This is a genomic window from Chryseobacterium sp. FW101-FHT12H09, from assembly GCF_058790395.1.
In genome coordinates, this window is the sequence record NZ_JBYTCP010000002.1 from 386380 (window position 1) to 406877 (window position 20498).

Genomic DNA, 20498 nt, shown 5'->3' on the forward strand with positions numbered 1-20498 from the left:
ATAGATTATTTTGTTTTATCAAAACCTTCGGGTAAAATATAATGTCCTGTAAAGGGATCAAGATAAACTTCAGATCCGGGATCTCCTTTTCTTTTACTTTGAATCCCTGCATCTATTACTGCACCAATAATGCCACCAACTAAACCGCCTGCCATTCCTCCAATCATAGCTCCATTGGTTGATGTTTCCGGAAATAGATCTGACTTTTTAGCCTCAATAAAAAGCCCCTGATCATTTTTGAAAATCTCAACATAACCAACTGGTATATTTTTATAAGCAATGCCATTATGTACAAAAGCATAAAAGTGTCGTATCCCCATTTTTTCTTCTCCATTCACAGCCTTTGTAACAATTCCTTTATCATTGGTCTTCAATGTAAAATCAGGATCAGGATTGTGTGTAAAAAAGCTGTAATAGTCTTTATAAACTCCATCTTTTAATTTATCTGTCTTAAAAATATCCAGTTTTTCCTTCAACAAAACAGCATAATCTGTTAGCTCATTTTCCGCAACTGCGAATTCCCAAGGAGTTTTTTGATAAGAATTTTTAAATAGATCTGTGAAAATAAGTGTAATTTTTTTAGATAGACTTTGTGCCAGATAAGGCGATGTACGAGATGAAACGCTCGCAGCAGTATCTTTTCTGAAGAGAAAATGATAGCCGTCTTCTTTTTTAATAAATGTGCTTGCTCGGAAATTAAGCTTCCCTATTGAAAATTTTTCTTTTTTATCTTCTATTATTTCTATGTTTTCTAATAATAGAACCAGCTCATCTTTTCCTCTTATCGGATTATCTTTGAAAAACCAGTCAGTAATATCTTTTTCAGCACTGTTTTCAAAAACAATATTTACCTGATCTTTATGATACATTACATGGCCCACTTCCTTATTAGGTCTTTGATCGATCACTGTAAGTCTTTTAACAGAATTTTTTTTGTCTTTAATAGATTTGGAAAGATCTATAATCTCAGTTTTCTGGGCAAATAGTGATCCTGAGAATAAAATAAATAATAATATTTTTTTCATAATTTACTTTTGCGCAAAAGTATGTATTTGGCCTGAAAATCAAACGACTCTTACAAAAAATCTTCGTAAGAGTCGTCCAACATTAAAAAAATAAACTATTATGGGTTTTGTTTAGGTGTTGCCGTATTGTCATCGTGATCATGAGGTTTTCTATCATTCATTTTATCTCTCATCTTCCACTCTGATTGAAATAACTTCAATACTTTCTGGCAAGGAATCACCTGCTGCATCTTCTCAGCATATTTTTTTCTATTATCTAATAATTTCTGTCCAAGTTCAAAACTTTGCTGTAGCTTGATCTTAGCCTCTTCATCAGACATCTTTTCAGGATCAAAATCGGGGTTAAACTGGCTTTTTATTTGTTTCTGATTATCTATATATTCATTATAGATTGCAGTAAATGCAGCTTTATCCTTTGCATCAACATTCAGATTATCCAACATCATATTATCTCTGAATTTCTTCAAAAGCTCTTTTCTTTCTTCGGGAGAAAGGTTATTTATTATCTCTTTTCTCTGTTTAGGGTCCATTTTCTTCCAGTCGTAATCCGTTCTTTGAGCCTGTAAACAAAAGCCATAAATAATAAAAAGTGTAAATAATATCTTTTTCATCTTTTCTTTTAATTATATAAATCTAAATAAACGTCTTCTGTGGAATTCTTAGCTAATTCTGCAATTTCTGTATTAGAAAATGAATCCAGATACTCGTTCATTTTAGTATCCGTTTGTTTTGAAACAGTATTCCCTATCTGAGGTTTTGTTATATTTTCTGTTTCATTATCCTGAGAATACTCTGTATTTTTATTTTTCTTATTTTCAACTATTTGATCTGTATTTTCCACAGAATTTAAATCAGATTTCAAAGTTTCATAGGCAATCTCGCTTTCACTTTTGGGAGCTTGGTCATTCTTAGCATAGTTTGCTTCCGATACACCGGATCCTTTTGCTGTATTCTGATTTTGATCTGAATTATAAACAAAAGTAACTCCAAAGATTAAAGCTAATGACGCCGCAACTGCATACACCCAGTTTAATTTAAAGATGGGCGCTTTTTTGTTTGCTTTCACGTCATTCATTACTCTTTCCTGGATGTTATCAAACATATCATCAGGAATCTTGTAAATGTTTTTACGTTCTAATTTCTCTATATCGAATTCTTTCATCTTATGTTGGTCAAAAATTATTTTCGTAATTTTCTTTTATATATTCTTCTATCTTTTGCTTGGCATAATGGTAATTTGTTTTTAATGTTCCTACAGACATATCTACTATTTTCGATATTTCTTCGTAGGGCAAATCATCATAATACCGCATCATAAATACGAGTTTCTGTTTTTCAGGCAGACTCTGTATGGCATTCTGTAGTAAAATTTGTATTTCGTCAGCATTCTTTTCTGCATTATCTGCTACAAGATTCTGCATATAATATTCAGCGTCTTCATCAGTTTTCTGCATTTTTTTCATTTTATTTATTTGCTGTAATGCTTCGTTGGTAGCAATTCTATACAACCAGGTGTATAGTTGGCTATCATTTTTGAACTGGTGAAAATTCTGATATGCTTTTATAAATGTATCCTGCAAAGTATCCTGAGCAAGATCTCCATCTACAATGATCCTTCTTATATGCCAATACAATCTACTTTGATAAGCATCCATCAACGCACGAACTCCTTTATCTTGAGTTCGTGGGTCTTGCATCAGCGTAATAATTTCCGCGTCCTTAATCTTCATAGATGCTTTCACTGTTTTGGATTACAAAAATATCTAAAAGTTAAATACTTTGTTCAATTTTCAGTCCAAAACTCATAAAATATTATCTTTGTTATATGCAAATTGTAATTATAGGTTCCGGAAATGTGGCTTATCACCTGGCAAAAGCTTTTGTTCTGAGTAACATTCCATTAGCTCAAATTTTTGGAAGAAATGAAAAAGACCTTGAAAAAATAGGTTCAGAGTTACATATCCCATATTCTACAGAACGGCTGGAAGATGCTGATGTATATCTTATATGTGTCAGCGACAATTCTGTAGAGGATATTTCTAAGATCATTACTAAAAAAAATGTTCTTGTCGCTCACACCTCTGGTTCGCTTCCTAAAGAAATTTTAGCAGGGGAGTACAGAAAAGCTAGTTTTTATCCTTTGCAAACTTTTTCTAAATCTAAAGATCTGAACTATGAGAAAATTCCTTTTTTTATAGAAACAGAAAATGAAGAAGATAGAAAACTGCTTTTCGAACTGGCCTCAAAAGTGTCAAAAAACGTCATGGAAAGCAATCATGAAAAAAGAAGATATATCCATCTTACGGCAGTTTTTGCCTGTAATTTTGTGAATCATCTTTTTTCTAAAGCTAAAGAAATTTCAGATTCTCAAGAAATTCCTTTTGACTATTTTTTACCATTAATTGATGAAACAGTACAGAAAATTCATGAAATTGAACCTAAGCTAGCACAGACAGGGCCAGCAGTAAGAAACGATATAAGCGTTCTGGAACTTCATGAGCAACTGTTAAAAGATGAAAGTCTTGAAATATACAAAACAATAAATCACTCTATTAAAAAAATGTATGAGCTATAAAGAGAAGTTAAAAGATATAAAGGCATTCGTATTTGATGTGGATGGCGTTTTTACAGATGGCAGCGTTTATTTGATGCCTGGTGGAAATATGAGTAGGGTAATGAATGTCTTAGATGGCTATGCGGTTGTTAAAGCATTAAAAAACAATTATTTAATAGGAGTTATCACGGGGGGAAATGATGAGATGGTAAAACACAGGATCCATTATTTGGGTATAGAAGATTATTATGCTAAATCTCATAATAAAATGGTTGATTTTGAAGATTTTAAAAAGAAATATAACCTCAAGAACGAAGAAATTCTGACGATGGGTGATGATCTGCCAGATCTACATATTATGGAAAATTCTGCTATAGCAGCGTGTCCTGAAAATGCCGTTCCTGAGATCAAAGGAATTTCAGATTATATATCAACAAAGCAGGGTGGAAGTGGAGCTGTACGTGATGTTATCGAACAGGTGATGAAAGTACAGGGAAACTGGCACGATGATAATACACAATCTGTATAATTGGTCGATATGAAATTACTTTTAGCATCACAATCTCCAAGAAGAAAAGAATTGCTTTCCAGTTTAGGATTTGATTTTGAAGTGGTAAAAATAGATTGTGAGGAAATTCTTCCTGAAAATATTACAATAGAAAATGCTGCCGCTTATCTTTCAAAATTAAAGGCGAATGCATTTAGATCTCTTCATGATGACGAAGTTTTATTGACCGCAGATACAGTGGTCGCAATAGATCATCAAATTCTTGGGAAACCGAAAGACGAAGCAGATGCAAAGAATATGTTGAAAATGCTTTCCGGGAAAACACATCAGGTTTATACAGGGATAACCATCCAAACATCCAATAAAACTTATACAGAGACAGATGTTGCAGATGTTGAGCTTGATGAAATTTCTGATGATGAAATTGATTACTATGTGAAAAATTATAAACCTTTCGACAAAGCGGGAAGTTATGGCATCCAGGAATGGCTGGGAATGGCAAAAATCAATAAATTATCCGGTAGCTTTTATACCATTATGGGTCTTCCTACCCATTTGGTATATAAAATTTTGAGAGAAATATAAATTTTTTCAAAATAAAATTTTATTATTTTTACAAAAATCATCAAACTACTGATAATAAAAAGTAGATTAGCTAGTTATATTGAAATAATGAAAAAGAATATTTTATTCCTTTTAGCAGCATGTATTGTTATTTCCTGTGCTACCAAAGTAAAAAGGCCGGAACAACGATCAAAGTTCCTAAAAGGTTTTTCCACACATTATAATACCCTATTTAATGCAAAAGATGCATTAAATAGTGAGTTTACGACCAGAGATAAAGGCCATAAAGATAATTTTTATGCCCCTTATATTCCTATACTTACTTACGAAAACCAGCCTTTAGGCAGTGATCTTGGACAATCTTCAGCTTTTGCAGAAAATTCAATGAAAATGGCGGATATTAATAGATCTGCTTCAACTTCAGACAGGGGAGGAAATGCAAGTGGCCCTCCGGGTAAACCTGGCCTTCAGGAAGCTGTTGGAGCGGTGAAGGATAAAATTAATTCTGCTGTATCCGGTATAACAGGGAATGGAAATGATCCGAATCAACCTGAAACAAAAGGAGCGACTGCACTCGAAATTGCAGAAGCAAAAGCTTTAAAATCAATCAATAAATATTCCGTGATCAGAAGCGGAGAAGAAAAAAACAAACAGATTTTTGAAGCTTACATGATTCTTGTACAATCAAGAATTTATCAAAATAAGGCTGTACAAGCTCTTGATGCTTTAAATTATGTTTTCACTCACATGAAAGATGATAAAAGGCTTCCTTTAGCGAAGATCTACCAAGGTGAAGCCTATGCTCAGATCAAGGATTATCATAAAGCTCAGGAGATATTCTCTAAGCTAAAAGGAGAGGGGATCAGTAAAAGTTATGATAAACTGCTAAGTATCTATAATTCTGAAGCTCTTTTAGATGCTGGAAAAAAAGAAGAAGCAGTAAAAGAACTTGACCGTGCTTATGATCTCAACGGCAACAGAAAGCTAAAAAGCAGAATTTCTTTTCTAAGAGGACAGATTTTAGAAGGTTTAGGACAGAATGAAAAAGCTAGAGAAAGCTTTTTAGCAGCGTATAAATATGCCAATGATTTTGAATTTGAAGTTAAATCTCAAATAGAAATTGCAAAAACATTTAATGGAAAAGGAGACTATGAAGGAGCTAAAAATTATTTAGAAAAGATCAGTAATAAGGGAACTTATATGTCCAGAAAAAACGAGTTCTATTATGCTCTTGGTCTGATGGCCAATAAGGCTGGTAAAAAAGATGAAGGTCAACAGTTCTTTAGAAAATCTTTATCTGAAAAGGTTTCAGATCCACAAGTCCGTGGTTTGGCTTACTACGAAATAGGAAAGAATTACCTGGATAAAAATGATTATATCGGTGCGGGAAGTTATTATGATTCTGCACTTGCTGTAATGACATATGAGCCTTCTAAAGTGCTTTTAAAAGATCAATCTGAAAATATTAAAAAGATCTCAAAGAATTACTATCTGATCAAAAAGAATGACAGTATCCTTTCTTTAGCGAAAATGAGTGATGCTCAAAAAAATGATTTTTTTGCGAAACATATTGCAAAATTAAAAGCTAAAGAGGAAAAAGAAGAATTGGAAAGAAAACGTGCTGAAAGAAGTAAAGGTTTCGATACTGGAGATTATAATTCTAATTCTATATTTGCTAATGGTTCAACTTCTTTTGAAGATTTCGGAACAGCTCCTAAAGGGTTTTATTTCAGTAATACAGGAACCGTAAGTAAAGGAACTTCTTCGTTCAAACAAGTTTGGGGTGATAGAGCATTGAGTGATAACTGGCGTTATTCAAAGAAAATGTCAACGATTGATGACATGAAAAATGAAGCACTGGGAGTAACTTCAGCTCCTAATCCAAGACGTTTTGAGCCTGCTTTTTACATAGAGCAGATTCCTACAGATGCAGGTAAGCTAGGGCAGTTGAAAAAGGATAGGGATACAGCGTCTCTAGGTCTTGGTATCATGTATCAAAATTACTTTACAAATACTCCATTAGCGACCAAAACATTATATGATCTGGTAGATGTAAAACCCGAAGAAAAGGTGATGTTACAGGCATTATATGAGATCTTTGCGATGAATTATGAGAAAAATCCACAAGCGGGAGATAAAGCGAAGCAGATCCTGCTTACAGATTATCCATATACTTCTTATGCCGAATTTGCAAGAAACCCTAAAAATAACTCTTTTGTAAAATCTTCTGAAGACGTTGAAAATGAGTACAAACGGGCTTATGCATTATTTGAATCAGAAAAATTTGGAGAAAGTAAAGATGTCATCGATCAGACCATTCAAAAGTATCCTAAAGATGCATTAGTCCCGAAATTATATTTATTAAATGCATTTAATACAGGAAAATCAAGTGGAAAGGAAGTAATGATCCTACAATTGGAACAAATTGCACTTAACTATGCTAAGACACCTGAAGGTATAAAGGCTAAAGAAATGTTGAATTATCTGAAGAGTGACCTCGCTTTCCAGTCAACGGATAACAAAGGAAATGTTGTTCCTCAAAATCAGAATAATGCTCCTGTACAGCCAGATTTACAGAATAATAATATTCCTACAAATCCGAATAATCCGAATATTCAGGATCTTAACGCGCCACCGCCAGTGAAAAGAAAGTCGAAAAGATTGGGCACAAATCAGAATCAACAAGATCTTAAAATGCAGAACCCTAATGACGTTCCTGCAAAACCAAAATAAATAAAAAAGCGAAGATTAATCTTCGCTTTTCTTTTTCTTTACTCCATGGAAATCTTTTAAATAAAAAGGTTCGAAGTAGGCAATGTCTTCGACGTCTTTTTTTTCTATTTTTTCAAGGGTTTTCTTTATTAAATACTGTGCAGAAGGGTAGATGCTTTCATTAAATTCAGCATTCGGAAGCTGAAGGATTTCTTTTGCTTTTTTAGCACCATCACCAACGAATATTACTTTTTTATCTGCAAATTCTGTAAAAGAATGCTCATCCAGAATTTTAGCTTCAGTCGCAGCAATTTCTTCTCCCGTATTTCCGTCATATATGGCAGTATAAACCTCCATTCTCCTTGCATCGACCAATGGCACTATATAATCATAGTTCTTTCCTAAAAAAGGCTCCATCATGCTTTCTAATGAATTAACAGCAATAAGTGGGATCTTTAATCCATAACAAAAGCCTTTTGCTGAAGCTGCACCAATTCTTAATCCGGTATAAGAACCTGGTCCTTTGCCTAAAGAAACCGCCTGAATATCCTTCATCGAAATACCAGCGCCTTCAAGTGCCCATTCTACAAAAGTGTGTAAGCTTTCGGACTGTTTATAATTTTCAGAAACTTCTTCACATAAACATAATAGTTTTTCATTGTCTGAAATGGCTACAGAACAATTCTTAGAAGAGGTTTCAAGATATAATATTTTCATTTTTTTCTAAACTAAACTGCAAATTCGCAAAAAGGCAAAAATGCTTTTAAATAATTAACGCAAATTTAATCCTTTTTTGAAACTATTTTCTGTAGATCGTTCTAGGTTCACTCTGCGCACTTGGATAGATGGTCATATCAGAAACATTTACATGTTTCGGCGCGTTCACACAATAAGCAATAGCATCTGCAATATCTTCAGCCTTTAAAGGTTCATAACCTGCATAAACTGTGGAAGCTCTTTCATTATCTCCTTTAAATCTCACTAATGAAAAATCTGTTTCTACGGCACCCGGTTGAATATTTGTTACTCTAATTCCAAATTCTGTAAGCTCTAAACGCATTCCTTCAGAGATCACATCGACTGCTTTTTTTGTCGCACAGTAAACAACTCCATTTATATACGTCTGTCTTGCAGCTACAGAACTTATATTAACAATATGGCCAGAGTTATTGTCTTTCATTCCCGGAATAAGTATTTTAGACACATATAAAAGCCCTTTTACATTTCCATCGATCATAGAATCCCAATCATCGGTTTTCCCGGCTGAAAGAGGATCTAAACCGTGTGCATTGCCTGCGTTATTAATCAGAACATCAATATTTTTCCAATCAGCAGGAAGAGATTTAATAGCATTTTCTACTTCTTCTAACTTCCTTACATCAAATTTTAAACTAAATACTTCCGTAAAAGCAGATAATTCAGTTTTTACTTCTTCCAGTATCTCACTTCTTCTTCCGCAGATAATGATTCTGTTTCCCTGTTTAGCAAATACTTCAGCGGTTGATTTTCCAATTCCGGAAGTAGCTCCGGTTATTAATATTGTTTTCATATATAAATGTAGCTGTAATAGTGTATCAATGTAACAATTTATAGTAAACGGATCATTGATACGCTTGTTAAATTAATTTTAGTTTGCATCAAATGCTTCAAAAGCATTCGTTATATGTTCAATAACTAATTTTCTTTTTTCATCGGGCATAACCGTTATAATGTCGAACCGCACTTCGTTGTGTTTATCGAATTCTTCAAGATAATGGTTTGCAGCAAAAACAATAGATTTGATTTTCGTTTTGGTAACAGCTTCCTGTGGTAATATAAAAGCGTCTGTAGAGCGTGCTTTTACTTCGGTAATAATAATTAAATTATCTTTTTCAGCTATAATATCAATCTCTGCTTTTTGAAATCGAAAGTTCCTGGTGAGAATCTTATACCCATTTTTTACCAAGTGCTCAACAGCCATATCTTCTGCTATTTTTCCGAAATCATTATGCGTTGCCATTCCTCTTTGATTAAAAATTATAGATTCCCCGTTAATTTAAAATTCAATCTTGACTTTATTATCAACTTTCATTTTTATACTTCCCCCAATAATCAAAGGTCTGTTATCTTTGATATGGCCGTTTGGAAAACTAAAAACAACTGGGAATTTATATTTTGAAACTCTCTCTGAGATTAACTTATAAGCAAAATCATCAAAGCTTTCTTCGTAATTTTTATTATCTTTTTCATCACCCATATTGGTCATTCCGCCAATAATAAGTCCTTTTATTTTTTTGAAGACTCCTGCCAGTTCCAGGCTCATGATCATTCGATCTAAAGCATAATAATTTTCACCTATATCTTCAATAAATAATATTTTATCTTTAAAATCAAAAGAATATTTAGTTCCTAAAAGAGCATAGATCAGAGCCAGATTTCCGCCAACCAATTCTCCTTCCACGGCCCCCTGTTTATTGAACTGATTTGATGGTATGCTGTATTTTGGAGTCTTTCCTTTCAGAACATCAAATAATAAATCATAGCTTTCATCTGTAACTCCAAAGCTGGAAGTTTTAATGGTCTGGCCATGAATAGATGCAAAACCATTTTTTAATAAATAACTTTGAATCACAGTATTATCAGAGTAACCGATATACCATTTTGGCTTTTCAGTAAATTGTTTAAGCTTCAGGTGCTGGACCAGATGCTGACACCCATATCCACCTCTGGAAGCCCAGATTGCAGAAATATCGGTATCATTTAAAGCCCAGTTGATATCTTTTAATCTTTCCTTTTCTGTTCCAGCATAATTATAACCATTAGAAAATTTGGTATAAAGGTGTTCTCCTATAACAGGTTCAAAACCTTTTGCTTTAATCATTGAAATTCCTTTTTCAAGTTGAGCTTCTTCTACAGCTCCTGCCGGAGAAATAAGAGCAATTTTATCCCCTTTTTTTAGGGATTTTGGAAAGATAATTTTTTTCATTTTGTTTTTTGAAATTTGACTTCTTTCTTCTCTGCTTCTTCTAATCGTTTATCAAACTGATTAAATTTTTTAAAGCTTTGTAAAAAGATAAAGAAACTGAAAATGATAAGAATTCCACCTACAATTCTTCTGATCTTATTGGCTAAAGTTTGTGTTAATTTATCATGGAATTGTTTAGCCAGAAATATTTTAGCGAGATCGATACATAAATAAGTACCAATTACCAAGCCTATATACAGGATAAAATTACTGATATCAGGATATTGATTTCGTACCGAAATTACTGTTACCAACCAGAAAAGAATTACCCCAACATTTAAAAGATTAAAGAAAAAACCATTAATAAAAGTTTTAAAATAATTTTGACTAATGATTCTTTCTTCTCCAGGCATATGCATTTTGGTTTTGGTAACCAACATTACGATCCCATATACAAAAATAAGAATAGACGTAATCCTGTAAAAACCAGGATGTTTGTCTATTAAACTAACAAGATCTGCACTTGCATAATATGCTGCAACGATACACAACAGGTCAGCGGTTATAACTCCGAGATCCAGTGCTAAAGCGTGTCTGGGACCTCTTGAGAAACTGGTTTCAATTAAAAGGAAAAAAATAGGTCCTATGAAAACCAGGCTCAACATAAATCCTAATATGACAGCAGAAAGTACAAGTTCAAACATTTTATTCTAGACAGTTTTCATTATAAAAAAATTGGTAATCTTTTCTAATTTTCAATCCAAAGATACCTTTTTCGAAAATATAAGTAATTTGATTTTTAAATTCCATCCTTTTATAATCAATGAAAAAACTACGAATCATATACTCGTATTCGTAAGCACTGTTACTCAAATAGATATAGGTAGTTTTTCCTCTATAATGATTACTCCTTCCTCCTACATCTGCCATTTTACATTTAAAACAATACGTTTCCTTAGTAGGGTTTGATCCTGTAACATAATTGATTAAAAAAAATAAATTTATTATTAAAGGAAATTTAATCAAAAAAAAATATTTTTTCCCCCAATTCTCTATCTTAATAATCTTTTTATTGATGAGTACATTTATAAAAAGGCAAAGCACAAATATAATACTTACCAGTAAGAAAAAATTAATAACGGTTTTAAAAATAATTGTAAATAGTAAAATAACATTGGCAATACTAAAGACAATAATTTTATCTATCCTTGTCATTAATCAACAATCTTGAAATCCAGTTGTTTCTGAATTAAGTTAGCTTTAACCACTTTGATCTGAACCTGATCTCCCAATTGATATTTTTTACCGGTTCTTGAGCCATAAACTGCGTGTGTCGACTTATCATAGGTATAAGAATCATCTACCAGATCTCTTAATTTGATCAATCCTTCAGCACCATTTTCAGGTATTTCAACCCAGAAACCAAATTCTGCTACTCCCGAAATCACACCCGTGAAAGTTTCACCAAGATGTTTTTCCATGAATTTCACCTGCATGAATTTGATTGAATCTCTTTCTGCATCTGCAGCCAGTCTTTCCATAGCACTGCAATGTTTTGCCTTTTCTTCCAATTCAGTTCTATCAGGAGATTTTCCACCATCAAGGTAGTGTTGCAACAAACGGTGTGCAAGTAAATCAGGATATCGTCTGATAGGAGATGTAAAGTGCGAATAATATTCAAATCCTAAACCATAATGTCCGATAGGTTCAGTGGAGTAGACCGCTTTGCTCATGCTTCGCATTGCCAAAGTTTCGATCATATTTTCTTCTCCTTTTCCTTTTACATCATACAGTAATTTATTTAAAGATTCGGCAACTTTCTTAGTATTTGCAAGGTTCATCTGATATCCAAAAGTGGATACAAAATCTCTTAATGCTTCTAATTTTGCTGGATCCGGATCATCATGAACTCTATAAATGAATGTATTATTAGACATCCCTCCTTTATTAGTAAGAGATACAAATTCCGAAACTTTTTTATTCGCTAAAAGCATGAATTCTTCAATCAGGTGATTAGAATCTTTGCTTATTTTAAAGTAAACTCCAACAGGTTCGTTATTTTCATTAAGATTAAATCTTACTTCACTTCTGTCAAAGGTAATAGCTCCGTTTTTGATACGTTCATCACGCATTATTTTTGCCAGCCTATCCAACACAAGAATTTCTTCTGTTAAATCTCCTTGCTGGGTTTCAATACGTTCCTGAGCTTCTTCGTAGGTAAATCTTCTGTCAGAATGAATTACTGTTCTACCAAACCATTGTTTCTGTATTTCTGCATGATCATTCAGTTCAAAAACTGCAGAGAATGTATATTTATCTTCATTAGGACGAAGTGAACAAACATCATTACTTAAAACTTCTGGTAACATAGGAACCACACGGTCAACCAAATATACTGAAGTTGCCCTTTGATAAGCTTCATCATCTAAAATAGTTCCCGGAACCACATAATGAGAAACATCCGCAATATGGACTCCAATTTCCCAGTTTCCATTTTGTAATTTCTGGATTGATAAAGCATCATCAAAATCTTTTGCATCTTTAGGGTCAATAGTAAACGTGCAGATATTACGCATATCACGACGTTTTGCAACTTCATCATCCGTAATCTGTCTGTTGATCTTATCAGCATCTGCTTCTACTTCCTCAGGAAACTCATAGGGTAATCCATATTCTGCTAAAATAGAATGAATCTCTGTTTCGTGCTCTCCAGGAGCTCCTAAAACTTTAATGATTTCTCCTTCAGGATTTTTATCCCCAGGTCTCCATTCTGTCATCTTAACAATAACTTTAGCACCATCTTCAGCACCACCAAATTTCCCTTTTGGAATAAAAATATCAGTATTGATCGACTTTTTATCGCAAACAACAAATCCGAAATCTTTATGAGCAACCACTTGTAAAGTACCTACAAATTCCGTTCTCGTTCTTTCCAAAACTTCCAAGACAGAACCTTCCAGCTTCTTTCCTTTATAAGTATAGGTTACTATTAAAACTTTATCCCCTTGTAAAGCATCCTTTACATTTTTTGAATGGATAAAAATATCATCTTCCATTCCATCTACATTCACGTAGGCATTTCCAGATTGATTAAAATCAATAACTCCGGTTAAAGTTCCTGCGATATTCAAGTTAATAATATATTTTCCTTTATCTGTTTCTTTAATTTTTTCTGAAGATTGCAGCTTATGTAAAGCCTGGATCACCAGTTCCCTTTGTCTTGGGTTCTTATGATCAATTCCGTCTGCGATCTGCTTATAGTTATAGATCTTCGACGAGTTTTCGTTCATAAATCTTAAGATCAATCTTCCGATCTCCATTAATTTATGGTCATTTTTCTGACTTATATATTTTCTTTTTTTCATTTTTTAATAATTGTTTAAAATATCAACAACATCATTTTCCTTCCCAGTGTTTTGATAACGGGAGTTTTAGTTCGTATAAATTTAATACAAATATGGAGAAGAGGGGAGAAAACCTGTTATAAATAAACTTAATATTACGAGTATAAGTTTCGAGAGAGAATATAGAATGTGTTTCTATTTGATAGTGCAAAGATATGTAATTTAAAACAAATAAGGCTTGTAATTTGATTTACAAGCCTTTATATATTTAGCAAACTGCTATTTTGTCAACTCTTGTTTGGTGTCTGCCCCCTTCAAAGTTTGTAGAGAGAAATTTTTCTACGATCTCTATTGCCAATTCCTTAGATATGAATCTTGCAGGCATAGAAATCATATTGGCATCATTATGTTGTCTTGCCAACGATGCAATCTCCGGCATCCAACATAAAGCGCAACGAATTTTCTGATGTTTGTTTGCAGTGATCTGTACACCATTTCCGCTACCACAGATTAAAATTCCCAATTCATTTTCCCCATTTTCTACAGAAGTTGCTGCAGGGTGAACAAAGTCAGGATAATCCACACTGTCTGTGGAAAACGTTCCAAAATCTTGAATATCAAATTGTTCTGAAAAATAGTTCTTAACAATCTCCTTATATTCAAAGCCTGCATGATCAGCTGCGATCGCAATTTTTCTTTTCATAATACTTGTATTAGACTTAATATAGATTTATTTCCCTACAAATTTAAGTATTAAATATTAATTGTTAGTTCAACACTAGTTAATTGTGAAAAGCATTGTGAATAACTGTGGAAAACTTTTATAAAGTAAATAATTTTTGAATATGAAAATTTACTAATGGACAAATTCTCTCAAAAGTCAATACAGAATTTTCAAAATCTTTTTTGGGACTATTCGTTAGTTTTTCCATAAATCAGTAATTAATAATTAAAATTGTTAACAACTAACTCATTTTTGTTAGTAACCATCTGAATAATCAGATTTACAAGAAATTGCATTGTGAATTAAATATGAATTAAATAAAAATTAAGTGTTATGAACTTTTTAGAGGAAAGTTATCCCCTAAACCCCCAACACTCAACAACAATACTCACTCATATTTTCTTTATTAAAAAAAAATTGTTGATTAGTGAGTGTTGGGTCTGTGGGAAGATTTCTGAAAACTTTTTTTGATTCAATCTTTTCCAAAAGTTTAAAATCTTACATTTGTGAAACGAAAATTCAAAGCTATTTATGAAAACAATCAATGATTTCAATTTTAGAGACAAGAAAGCTTTAGTGAGAGTGGATTTCAATGTTCCGCAAGATGATCAACTGAAAGTTACAGACAATACAAGAATCGTAGCAGTGAAACCTACTGTAGAAAAAATTCTTAATGATGGTGGTTCTGTAATTCTCATGACTCACCTGGGGAGACCTAAAGGAGAAGTGAAGGATGAATTTTCTCTGAAACACATCCTTGCGGAAGTTTCTAATGTTTTGGGAAGAGAAGTAAAGTTTGTAGAAGAGTCTATAGGTACTAAAGCTGAACAAGCTGCTGCTGAACTTAAACCGGGAGAAATTCTATTATTGGAAAATTTACGTTTTCATAATGAAGAAGAGAAAGGAGATGAAGGGTTTGCTGAGCAACTTTCCAAATTAGGAGATGCTTATGTGAACGATGCATTCGGTACCGCACACAGAGCTCATGCTTCTACAGCTGTAATTGCTAACTATTTCACTTCAACTAAATTTTTCGGTTTATTAATGGCTAATGAATTAAAAGCTATCGATAAAGTTTTAAAAAGCGGTGAAAGACCTGTTACAGCTATACTTGGAGGGTCTAAGGTTTCAACTAAAATTACCATTATAGAAAATATACTGCCTGCAATTGATAATTTGATCATTGGTGGCGGGATGGCCTTTACTTTTATAAAAGCGCTGGGTGGTAAAATTGGAACTTCCTTGGTAGAGCAGGATAAGTTGCCTCTAGCACTTGAGATATTGGCAAAAGCAAAAGAACACAACGTTAAAGTATATCTTCCATCTGATACTATTATAGCTGAAAGTTTCAGTAATGATGCTGAAAGAAAGGAAATAGATATTTATGCAATTCCTGAAGGATGGATGGGATTGGATGCCGGATCAAAATCAAGGGATCAGTTTAATGATGTTCTTTTAAATTCAAGAACTATTCTATGGAATGGACCAATTGGAGTTTTTGAGATGTCCAACTTTGCTGCCGGTACTGTTGCTTTAGGTGATAGTATTGCTGAAGCGACTAGACTTGGAGCTTTCTCTTTAGTAGGAGGAGGGGATAGTGTTGCGTTTGTAAAGCAATTTGGATATGATGACAAAGTAAGCTATGTATCGACTGGTGGTGGTGCCATGCTTGAAAGCTTGGAAGGATTAGAACTTCCTGGAATTGCTGCTATTAATAAATAAAAAACTGTTATTATAAATAAAAAAATAACCCTCTCTTTTTGAGAAGGTTATTTTTTATTAGTCATTATCTTATTGAACGTAAGCTACATAACATTCATTAATTGCTCCATTATTTGCTTTTGCAAAGAATGAATAATCAATCCAAAAGTATCCGTTGTTCCCCCAATTAGTGCCCCATTGATTTTGTACTTTAAACGCTTGTTTTGCATCGTCATATCCTATTACGGCAATTGCATGTCCTCCTCGGACATTACCTGAATGTGACTTCCATATCCATCCGTTTGATGAACTTAAATGATCAAAGCTGTAATCTACTGTAACTGCGATAACTATGGGTAAATTCATACTTAAAAGCGTTTTTACGTTGCTTATATCCGTATTGTCGACGGTTGCCCAGGTAGTAAATTTATGACTACTAGCTGCATTTTTTTGGGAAGTATTAGGCGGAGTAGAGCAACCTGTATCCGTGTAAGGCATTTCACTCCAGCTGCAAACTCCCTGATTTTTAATTAAGTTTAAACCATCACTAACATAAGCACCTGCATCACAAGAACCAAGTTTGATCTGGTTGTAAACATATTCAGGGCTTCTTTTTGCAGTAACTCCTTTAAAATTAGATTCTAACCCACTGGTTGTTGTATACGCGGTCGCCCATGCAACACATGATCCTTCACCACCCTGATCACCAATTGCTGGTAAACCGGGAATAAAATAACTGGATGCTAAAGCATTTTTAGCAGTTGATTCACTTTTTCCCTTTAATTTCAGCGTAAGTTCATTGATGTTTACTTTTGCAAAATTTCTGTAGATAGATTGATCTATAAGCCGTGCCCCCAATGCGTAGTTTTTTTGAACTTCAGTAGAGGTGGTGTTTTGATCGTCATCTGTTTTTGCGCATGATGTAACAGATAGCATTCCTATCGCTATCATTACGAGTTTAAAATTTTTCATTGATTAATATTTAAAAATGGTTCTGTGAATGTATAAATTATTTTCACATATCAATGAATTATTTAATGCAATTGAGTGTATTTATTGAATTAAATTTATTATTTAATAATATTTCCTTTTTTTTATTCATTTTCATTTAATTTATTTTGTTTTTTTATCATTTATTATATTTTTTTTATCATTTAGCACATTACTTATGTTTTTGGATAATGGTTATTAAAATTATATTTAAATAATTTATATTTTATTAATTAATTTATTTAAAATAATATATTTAATGTAAATTTTATTTGGTTTATTTTTATTATAATTTGAATTTTGTTAGGTATTTGATATAGTATGAGTGAAAAAAATGTGCTTTAAGTAATGATTTTATTTATATTTTGAATTTTTTGTGAAAAAGAGAGTGAAATGACATGAGCTATTTATTAAATATGTTTTGTTAAAATTTTTATTTAAATGGAAATAAAAAACTCTCAATATTTTGAGAGTTTCTAATTTTTAGGTGGAAATCGGTGAAAAATGGCTTTCAGAAATAGCTCAAAAATCGATTTTCTATCTTTTTTCGATAATGTATATCAAACTTGAAAATTCATTCGAAAACAGTGCTTTTATGTTCGAAATCGTTCCGTAGATGAGAGCTTTTAGCCAAAAAAGTGGTGATTTCTTGTATTTTTCGCTCAACATGGAGATGTAGTAGGAATCGAGGATCAAAGGTTTGATCTTTCTTAATTTCCAGTCAGGGTTTTTAGAAATTAAATTTTCCATACCATTTTTTGAAAAGTGATAGATATGTCTGGGTACATCATAGGCTGCCCAATATTCTTTATAATGTTTTGCATCATAAGAAGTAGGATTGGGAACTGCTATAATAAGCAATCCTTTTTCATTTAATTTACTATGAAATATCTGAAGTATTTCTGCCTGGTTTTCGATATGTTCAAAAACGTGCCAGAGTGTAATAGCATCTAAAGCTTTATCTTCAATTAAATTAATATCATCAATAATCTTCGTTTTTGATACTTTAGTTTGCGCCGCTTTTCTTGCATCAGCATCAGGTTCATATCCTAAAGTCTGAAAGTCATTCTCTATAAACTTTACAAATTCTCCTGCACCACATCCATAGTCCAGAATCTTGGAATTCTTTTTAATTCTGTCAATCAGGATTGTTTTTTTATACTGAAGATTAAAAGACTGAAGAAATTTATATAGCTTTTCTTTTAAACTTCCTGAATCCTGATGGTGGGAAATGTAATCTTCGCTTTCATAATATTTTGAAATATTCGATGGAATAGGGGAGGTTTTAAAAACCCCTTTAGTTTCTGTTTCTTTAATTTCGAATATTTCCTGAGTAAGAAAGTGATCTTTAATTTTCATTAAATTATTCTTTTATATTAAAAATTAAGATATTCAGAGTTTAATGTAAGCTCATAAATACCTTAATTTTTGCTTTAATTTTAAAGATGTTTCACGTGAAACATATATTAATTATCGTCCTAAATAGACCAGTAAAACATTAATGTCAGCAGGAGAAACACCACTTATTCTTCCAGCCTGTGCAATTGTTTTTGGTCTTACATTATTCATTTTTTGTTTAGCTTCAGATGAAAGACTGGAAAGTCTTAAGTAATCGAAGTCTTCTGGAATCTTAATGTTTTCTAAGCGATTTAGCTTTGCCACATTCTCTTTTTCCTTTTCGATATACCCTTTATATTTAATATTAATCTCAGCTTGTTCTCTTACTTCATCCTCAAACTGAGAAGTAAATTCTTTGATAACTTCAATATTTTCCAGCTTTTCAAGAGTGATATTAGGTCTTGTAAGGAACTGGGATGCTCTGTAAGCCTGATCTACCGGATTGCTTTCTTCTTTTTCAAGAATTGGATTAATGATGCCTGGTTTTAAAGAAGTTTCTCGTAAAAAGCCTTCAAGTTCCTCACTTTTAGTAATTTTGTTTTCAACTTTTCTTAACCTTTCTTCTTTTGCAAGGCCTAGATGATATGCTTTTTCAGTTAATCTGATATCAGCATTATCTTGTCTTAGCAGGAGTCTGTATTCTGCACGGGAAGTAAACATTCTATAAGGTTCTTCAGTTCCTTTTGTGATAAGATCATCAATCAGAACTCCTATATATGCTTCATCTCTGTTTAATATAAACTCTCCTTTATCATGTACTTTATTGTGAGCATTGATCCCTGCCATCAAACCTTGTCCTGCAGCTTCTTCGTATCCTGTAGTACCGTTAATTTGGCCTGCAAAATAAAGATTGTCTATCAATTTTGTTTCTAGAGTATGCTTTAATTGAGTAGGGGGGAAGTAGTCATATTCAATAGCATAGCCAGGACGGAATACTTTTACATTTTCGAATCCGGGAATATGCTTCATTGCTTTTACCTGTACATCTTCTGGTAATGAGGAGCTGAACCCATTCACATATATTTCTACTGTTCTCCAACCTTCTGGCTCTACAAATAACTGATGTCTTGTTCTTTCTGCAAAACGGTTGATCTTGTCTTCAATACTAGGGCAGTATCTTGGACCTAAACTTTGAATGGTACCATTGAACATTGGGCTTCTGTCAAAGCCTTCTCTAAGTATATTGTGTACAGTTTCGTTCGTATATACGATATGACAGCTTAATTGTTTGGTTAACTTGGGTGTGTCTAAATAGCTGAATTTTTGAGGTTTTTCATCTCCTTTCTGTTCTTCCATTTTAGAGTAATCAAGACTTCTTCCATCTACTCTGGGAGGAGTTCCGGTCTTCATTCTTCCAGCTTCAAAACCTAAGGATACCAATTGTTCGGTGATACCAAATGCTCTTGGTTCACCCATTCTTCCACCACCTAATTGTTTATCTCCAACATGGATTAATCCATTAAGGAAGGTGCCATTTGTAAGCACTACAGATTTTGATTTTATAGAGATTCCCAGAGAGGTTATAACTCCGGTTACTTTATTATTTTCAACAATAAGCTGTTTTACCATATCCTGAAAGAAATCAAGATTAGGTGTGTTTTCTAATGCTAAACGCCATTCTTCTGCAAAAAGCATTCTATCATTTTGGGTTCTAGGGGACCACATCGCTGGTCCTTTTGAAAGGTTTAGCATTTTAAACTGAATGGCAGATTTATCAGCTATAATTCCTGAATAACCTCCCATTGCATCTATTTCGCGAACAATCTGTCCTTTTGCGATACCTCCCATTGCGGGGTTACAGCTCATTTGACCAATGGTTTGCATGTTCATTGTGACAAGCAAAGTTTTTGATCCTAAATTGGCAGCAGCAGCAGCGGCTTCACAACCAGCATGGCCGGCACCAACTACTATTACATCATATATTTCTGAAATCATTTTCTTACCTATTTTAAGGCTTAAATTTTAATCTTTATAATAAATGTTTCACGTGAAACATTGTTTAAAAATACAGCTTAAAAGAGCTTGTATTCTGCA

The 20498-nt window shown here is 33.0% G+C and carries 20 protein-coding genes; 5 read left to right on the forward strand and 15 right to left on the reverse strand.

Annotation, left to right across the window (positions count from 1 at the left end):
* Positions 1 to 5 precede the first annotated feature (5 nt).
* The 4 genes from AC3WRL_RS07475 to AC3WRL_RS07490 all read right to left on the reverse strand — a co-directional run bounded on the left by AC3WRL_RS07475 (position 6) and on the right by AC3WRL_RS07490 (position 2755).
* Positions 6 to 1025, reverse strand: coding sequence for a hypothetical protein (locus AC3WRL_RS07475; RefSeq protein ID WP_214829838.1), 1020 nt, complete (start codon positions 1023 to 1025; stop codon positions 6 to 8).
* A 98-nt stretch (positions 1026 to 1123) separates the two neighbouring features.
* Positions 1124 to 1636, reverse strand: a complete 513-nt coding sequence (locus AC3WRL_RS07480; protein ID WP_214829841.1) for a hypothetical protein — start codon at positions 1634 to 1636, stop codon at positions 1124 to 1126.
* 8 nt (positions 1637 to 1644) lie between these two features.
* On the reverse strand, positions 1645 to 2187 hold the full coding sequence (locus AC3WRL_RS07485; protein ID WP_214829844.1) for a hypothetical protein: 543 nt from the start codon (positions 2185 to 2187) through the stop codon (positions 1645 to 1647).
* A 10-nt stretch (positions 2188 to 2197) separates the two neighbouring features.
* Positions 2198 to 2755 carry an RNA polymerase sigma factor gene (locus tag AC3WRL_RS07490; protein ID WP_214829847.1) on the reverse strand — a complete coding sequence of 186 codons (558 nt, stop codon included), beginning with the start codon at positions 2753 to 2755 and terminating at the stop codon, positions 2198 to 2200.
* Between the two features lie 95 nt (positions 2756 to 2850).
* On the opposite strand from AC3WRL_RS07490, the gene AC3WRL_RS07495 reads away from it, so the two are divergent.
* The 4 genes from AC3WRL_RS07495 to porW all read left to right on the forward strand — a co-directional run bounded on the left by AC3WRL_RS07495 (position 2851) and on the right by porW (position 7384).
* Complete coding sequence (locus tag AC3WRL_RS07495) at positions 2851 to 3600, forward strand: Rossmann-like and DUF2520 domain-containing protein (RefSeq protein WP_492330034.1); 750 nt, start codon at positions 2851 to 2853, stop codon at positions 3598 to 3600.
* Positions 3590 to 4108: a KdsC family phosphatase gene (locus tag AC3WRL_RS07500; protein WP_214829853.1), complete on the forward strand. Its 519-nt coding sequence runs from the start codon at positions 3590 to 3592 to the stop codon at positions 4106 to 4108. Before AC3WRL_RS07495 ends, AC3WRL_RS07500 begins: the two co-directional genes overlap by 11 nt.
* Before the next feature lie 9 nt (positions 4109 to 4117).
* The gene (locus tag AC3WRL_RS07505) at positions 4118 to 4672 is read left to right on the forward strand and encodes a Maf family protein (RefSeq protein ID WP_214829856.1); all 555 of its coding nucleotides are present in this window, start codon (positions 4118 to 4120) and stop codon (positions 4670 to 4672) included.
* 87 nt (positions 4673 to 4759) lie between these two features.
* Complete coding sequence (porW, locus tag AC3WRL_RS07510) at positions 4760 to 7384, forward strand: type IX secretion system periplasmic lipoprotein PorW/SprE (protein ID WP_492330035.1); 2625 nt, start codon at positions 4760 to 4762, stop codon at positions 7382 to 7384.
* A 15-nt stretch (positions 7385 to 7399) separates the two neighbouring features.
* Here porW and tsaB read toward each other — a convergent pair whose 3' ends face one another.
* The 8 genes from tsaB to rpiB all read right to left on the reverse strand — a co-directional run bounded on the left by tsaB (position 7400) and on the right by rpiB (position 14354).
* Positions 7400 to 8080 (reverse strand): tRNA (adenosine(37)-N6)-threonylcarbamoyltransferase complex dimerization subunit type 1 TsaB, encoded by a 681-nt coding sequence (gene tsaB, locus AC3WRL_RS07515; protein WP_214829862.1) that lies wholly within the window; start codon positions 8078 to 8080, stop codon positions 7400 to 7402.
* An 82-nt stretch (positions 8081 to 8162) separates the two neighbouring features.
* A complete protein-coding gene (locus AC3WRL_RS07520; RefSeq protein WP_261510525.1) occupies positions 8163 to 8912 on the reverse strand; it encodes an SDR family NAD(P)-dependent oxidoreductase in 750 nt (249 codons plus the stop codon).
* A gap of 78 nt (positions 8913 to 8990) precedes the next feature.
* Positions 8991 to 9362, reverse strand: coding sequence for a YraN family protein (locus AC3WRL_RS07525; protein ID WP_214829879.1), 372 nt, complete (start codon positions 9360 to 9362; stop codon positions 8991 to 8993).
* 36 nt (positions 9363 to 9398) lie between these two features.
* Positions 9399 to 10328 (reverse strand): S66 peptidase family protein, encoded by a 930-nt coding sequence (locus tag AC3WRL_RS07530; protein ID WP_492330036.1) that lies wholly within the window; start codon positions 10326 to 10328, stop codon positions 9399 to 9401.
* On the reverse strand, positions 10325 to 11011 hold the full coding sequence (locus AC3WRL_RS07535; protein ID WP_214829897.1) for a LysE family translocator: 687 nt from the start codon (positions 11009 to 11011) through the stop codon (positions 10325 to 10327). The genes AC3WRL_RS07530 and AC3WRL_RS07535 overlap by 4 nt, the downstream gene beginning before the upstream one ends.
* A gap of 1 nt (position 11012) precedes the next feature.
* Positions 11013 to 11522, reverse strand: a complete 510-nt coding sequence (locus AC3WRL_RS07540; protein WP_492330037.1) for a hypothetical protein — start codon at positions 11520 to 11522, stop codon at positions 11013 to 11015.
* On the reverse strand, positions 11522 to 13672 hold the full coding sequence (rnr, locus tag AC3WRL_RS07545) for a ribonuclease R (RefSeq protein ID WP_261510533.1): 2151 nt from the start codon (positions 13670 to 13672) through the stop codon (positions 11522 to 11524). Before rnr ends, AC3WRL_RS07540 begins: the two co-directional genes overlap by 1 nt.
* A gap of 247 nt (positions 13673 to 13919) precedes the next feature.
* Positions 13920 to 14354: a ribose 5-phosphate isomerase B gene (gene rpiB, locus AC3WRL_RS07550; RefSeq protein WP_214829911.1), complete on the reverse strand. Its 435-nt coding sequence runs from the start codon at positions 14352 to 14354 to the stop codon at positions 13920 to 13922.
* 552 nt (positions 14355 to 14906) lie between these two features.
* On the opposite strand from rpiB, the gene AC3WRL_RS07555 reads away from it, so the two are divergent.
* A complete protein-coding gene (locus AC3WRL_RS07555; protein ID WP_492330038.1) occupies positions 14907 to 16097 on the forward strand; it encodes a phosphoglycerate kinase in 1191 nt (396 codons plus the stop codon).
* A gap of 69 nt (positions 16098 to 16166) precedes the next feature.
* Here AC3WRL_RS07555 and AC3WRL_RS07560 read toward each other — a convergent pair whose 3' ends face one another.
* From AC3WRL_RS07560 to mnmG, 3 genes are all read right to left on the reverse strand, one after another.
* Complete coding sequence (locus AC3WRL_RS07560; protein WP_492330039.1) at positions 16167 to 17048, reverse strand: C1 family peptidase; 882 nt, start codon at positions 17046 to 17048, stop codon at positions 16167 to 16169.
* A gap of 555 nt (positions 17049 to 17603) precedes the next feature.
* Positions 17604 to 18425, reverse strand: coding sequence for a class I SAM-dependent methyltransferase (locus AC3WRL_RS07565; RefSeq protein WP_492330040.1), 822 nt, complete (start codon positions 18423 to 18425; stop codon positions 17604 to 17606).
* Positions 18426 to 18536: 111 nt separating this feature from the next.
* Positions 18537 to 20399 carry a tRNA uridine-5-carboxymethylaminomethyl(34) synthesis enzyme MnmG gene (gene mnmG / locus AC3WRL_RS07570; RefSeq protein WP_492330041.1) on the reverse strand — a complete coding sequence of 621 codons (1863 nt, stop codon included), beginning with the start codon at positions 20397 to 20399 and terminating at the stop codon, positions 18537 to 18539.
* Between the last annotated feature and the right edge of the window lie 99 nt (positions 20400 to 20498).

Bases quoted from the DNA above. Each gene is read 5' to 3' on its own strand.
- AC3WRL_RS07475 (WP_214829838.1), bottom strand. From the start codon at position 1,025: ATGAAAAAAATATTATTATTTATTTTATTCTCAGGATCACTATTTGCC.
- AC3WRL_RS07480 (WP_214829841.1), bottom strand. From the start codon at position 1,636: ATGAAAAAGATATTATTTACACTTTTTATTATTTATGGCTTTTGTTTA.
- AC3WRL_RS07485 (WP_214829844.1), bottom strand. From the start codon at position 2,187: ATGAAAGAATTCGATATAGAGAAATTAGAACGTAAAAACATTTACAAG.
- AC3WRL_RS07490 (WP_214829847.1), bottom strand. From the start codon at position 2,755: ATGAAGATTAAGGACGCGGAAATTATTACGCTGATGCAAGACCCACGA.
- AC3WRL_RS07495 (WP_492330034.1), top strand. From the start codon at position 2,851: ATGCAAATTGTAATTATAGGTTCCGGAAATGTGGCTTATCACCTGGCA.
- AC3WRL_RS07500 (WP_214829853.1), top strand. From the start codon at position 3,590: ATGAGCTATAAAGAGAAGTTAAAAGATATAAAGGCATTCGTATTTGAT.
- AC3WRL_RS07505 (WP_214829856.1), top strand. From the start codon at position 4,118: ATGAAATTACTTTTAGCATCACAATCTCCAAGAAGAAAAGAATTGCTT.
- porW (WP_492330035.1), top strand. From the start codon at position 4,760: ATGAAAAAGAATATTTTATTCCTTTTAGCAGCATGTATTGTTATTTCC.
- tsaB (WP_214829862.1), bottom strand. From the start codon at position 8,080: ATGAAAATATTATATCTTGAAACCTCTTCTAAGAATTGTTCTGTAGCC.
- AC3WRL_RS07520 (WP_261510525.1), bottom strand. From the start codon at position 8,912: ATGAAAACAATATTAATAACCGGAGCTACTTCCGGAATTGGAAAATCA.
- AC3WRL_RS07525 (WP_214829879.1), bottom strand. From the start codon at position 9,362: ATGGCAACGCATAATGATTTCGGAAAAATAGCAGAAGATATGGCTGTT.
- AC3WRL_RS07530 (WP_492330036.1), bottom strand. From the start codon at position 10,328: ATGAAAAAAATTATCTTTCCAAAATCCCTAAAAAAAGGGGATAAAATT.
- AC3WRL_RS07535 (WP_214829897.1), bottom strand. From the start codon at position 11,011: ATGTTTGAACTTGTACTTTCTGCTGTCATATTAGGATTTATGTTGAGC.
- AC3WRL_RS07540 (WP_492330037.1), bottom strand. From the start codon at position 11,522: ATGACAAGGATAGATAAAATTATTGTCTTTAGTATTGCCAATGTTATT.
- rnr (WP_261510533.1), bottom strand. From the start codon at position 13,672: ATGAAAAAAAGAAAATATATAAGTCAGAAAAATGACCATAAATTAATG.
- rpiB (WP_214829911.1), bottom strand. From the start codon at position 14,354: ATGAAAAGAAAAATTGCGATCGCAGCTGATCATGCAGGCTTTGAATAT.
- AC3WRL_RS07555 (WP_492330038.1), top strand. From the start codon at position 14,907: ATGAAAACAATCAATGATTTCAATTTTAGAGACAAGAAAGCTTTAGTG.
- AC3WRL_RS07560 (WP_492330039.1), bottom strand. From the start codon at position 17,048: ATGAAAAATTTTAAACTCGTAATGATAGCGATAGGAATGCTATCTGTT.
- AC3WRL_RS07565 (WP_492330040.1), bottom strand. From the start codon at position 18,425: ATGAAAATTAAAGATCACTTTCTTACTCAGGAAATATTCGAAATTAAA.
- mnmG (WP_492330041.1), bottom strand. From the start codon at position 20,399: ATGATTTCAGAAATATATGATGTAATAGTAGTTGGTGCCGGCCATGCT.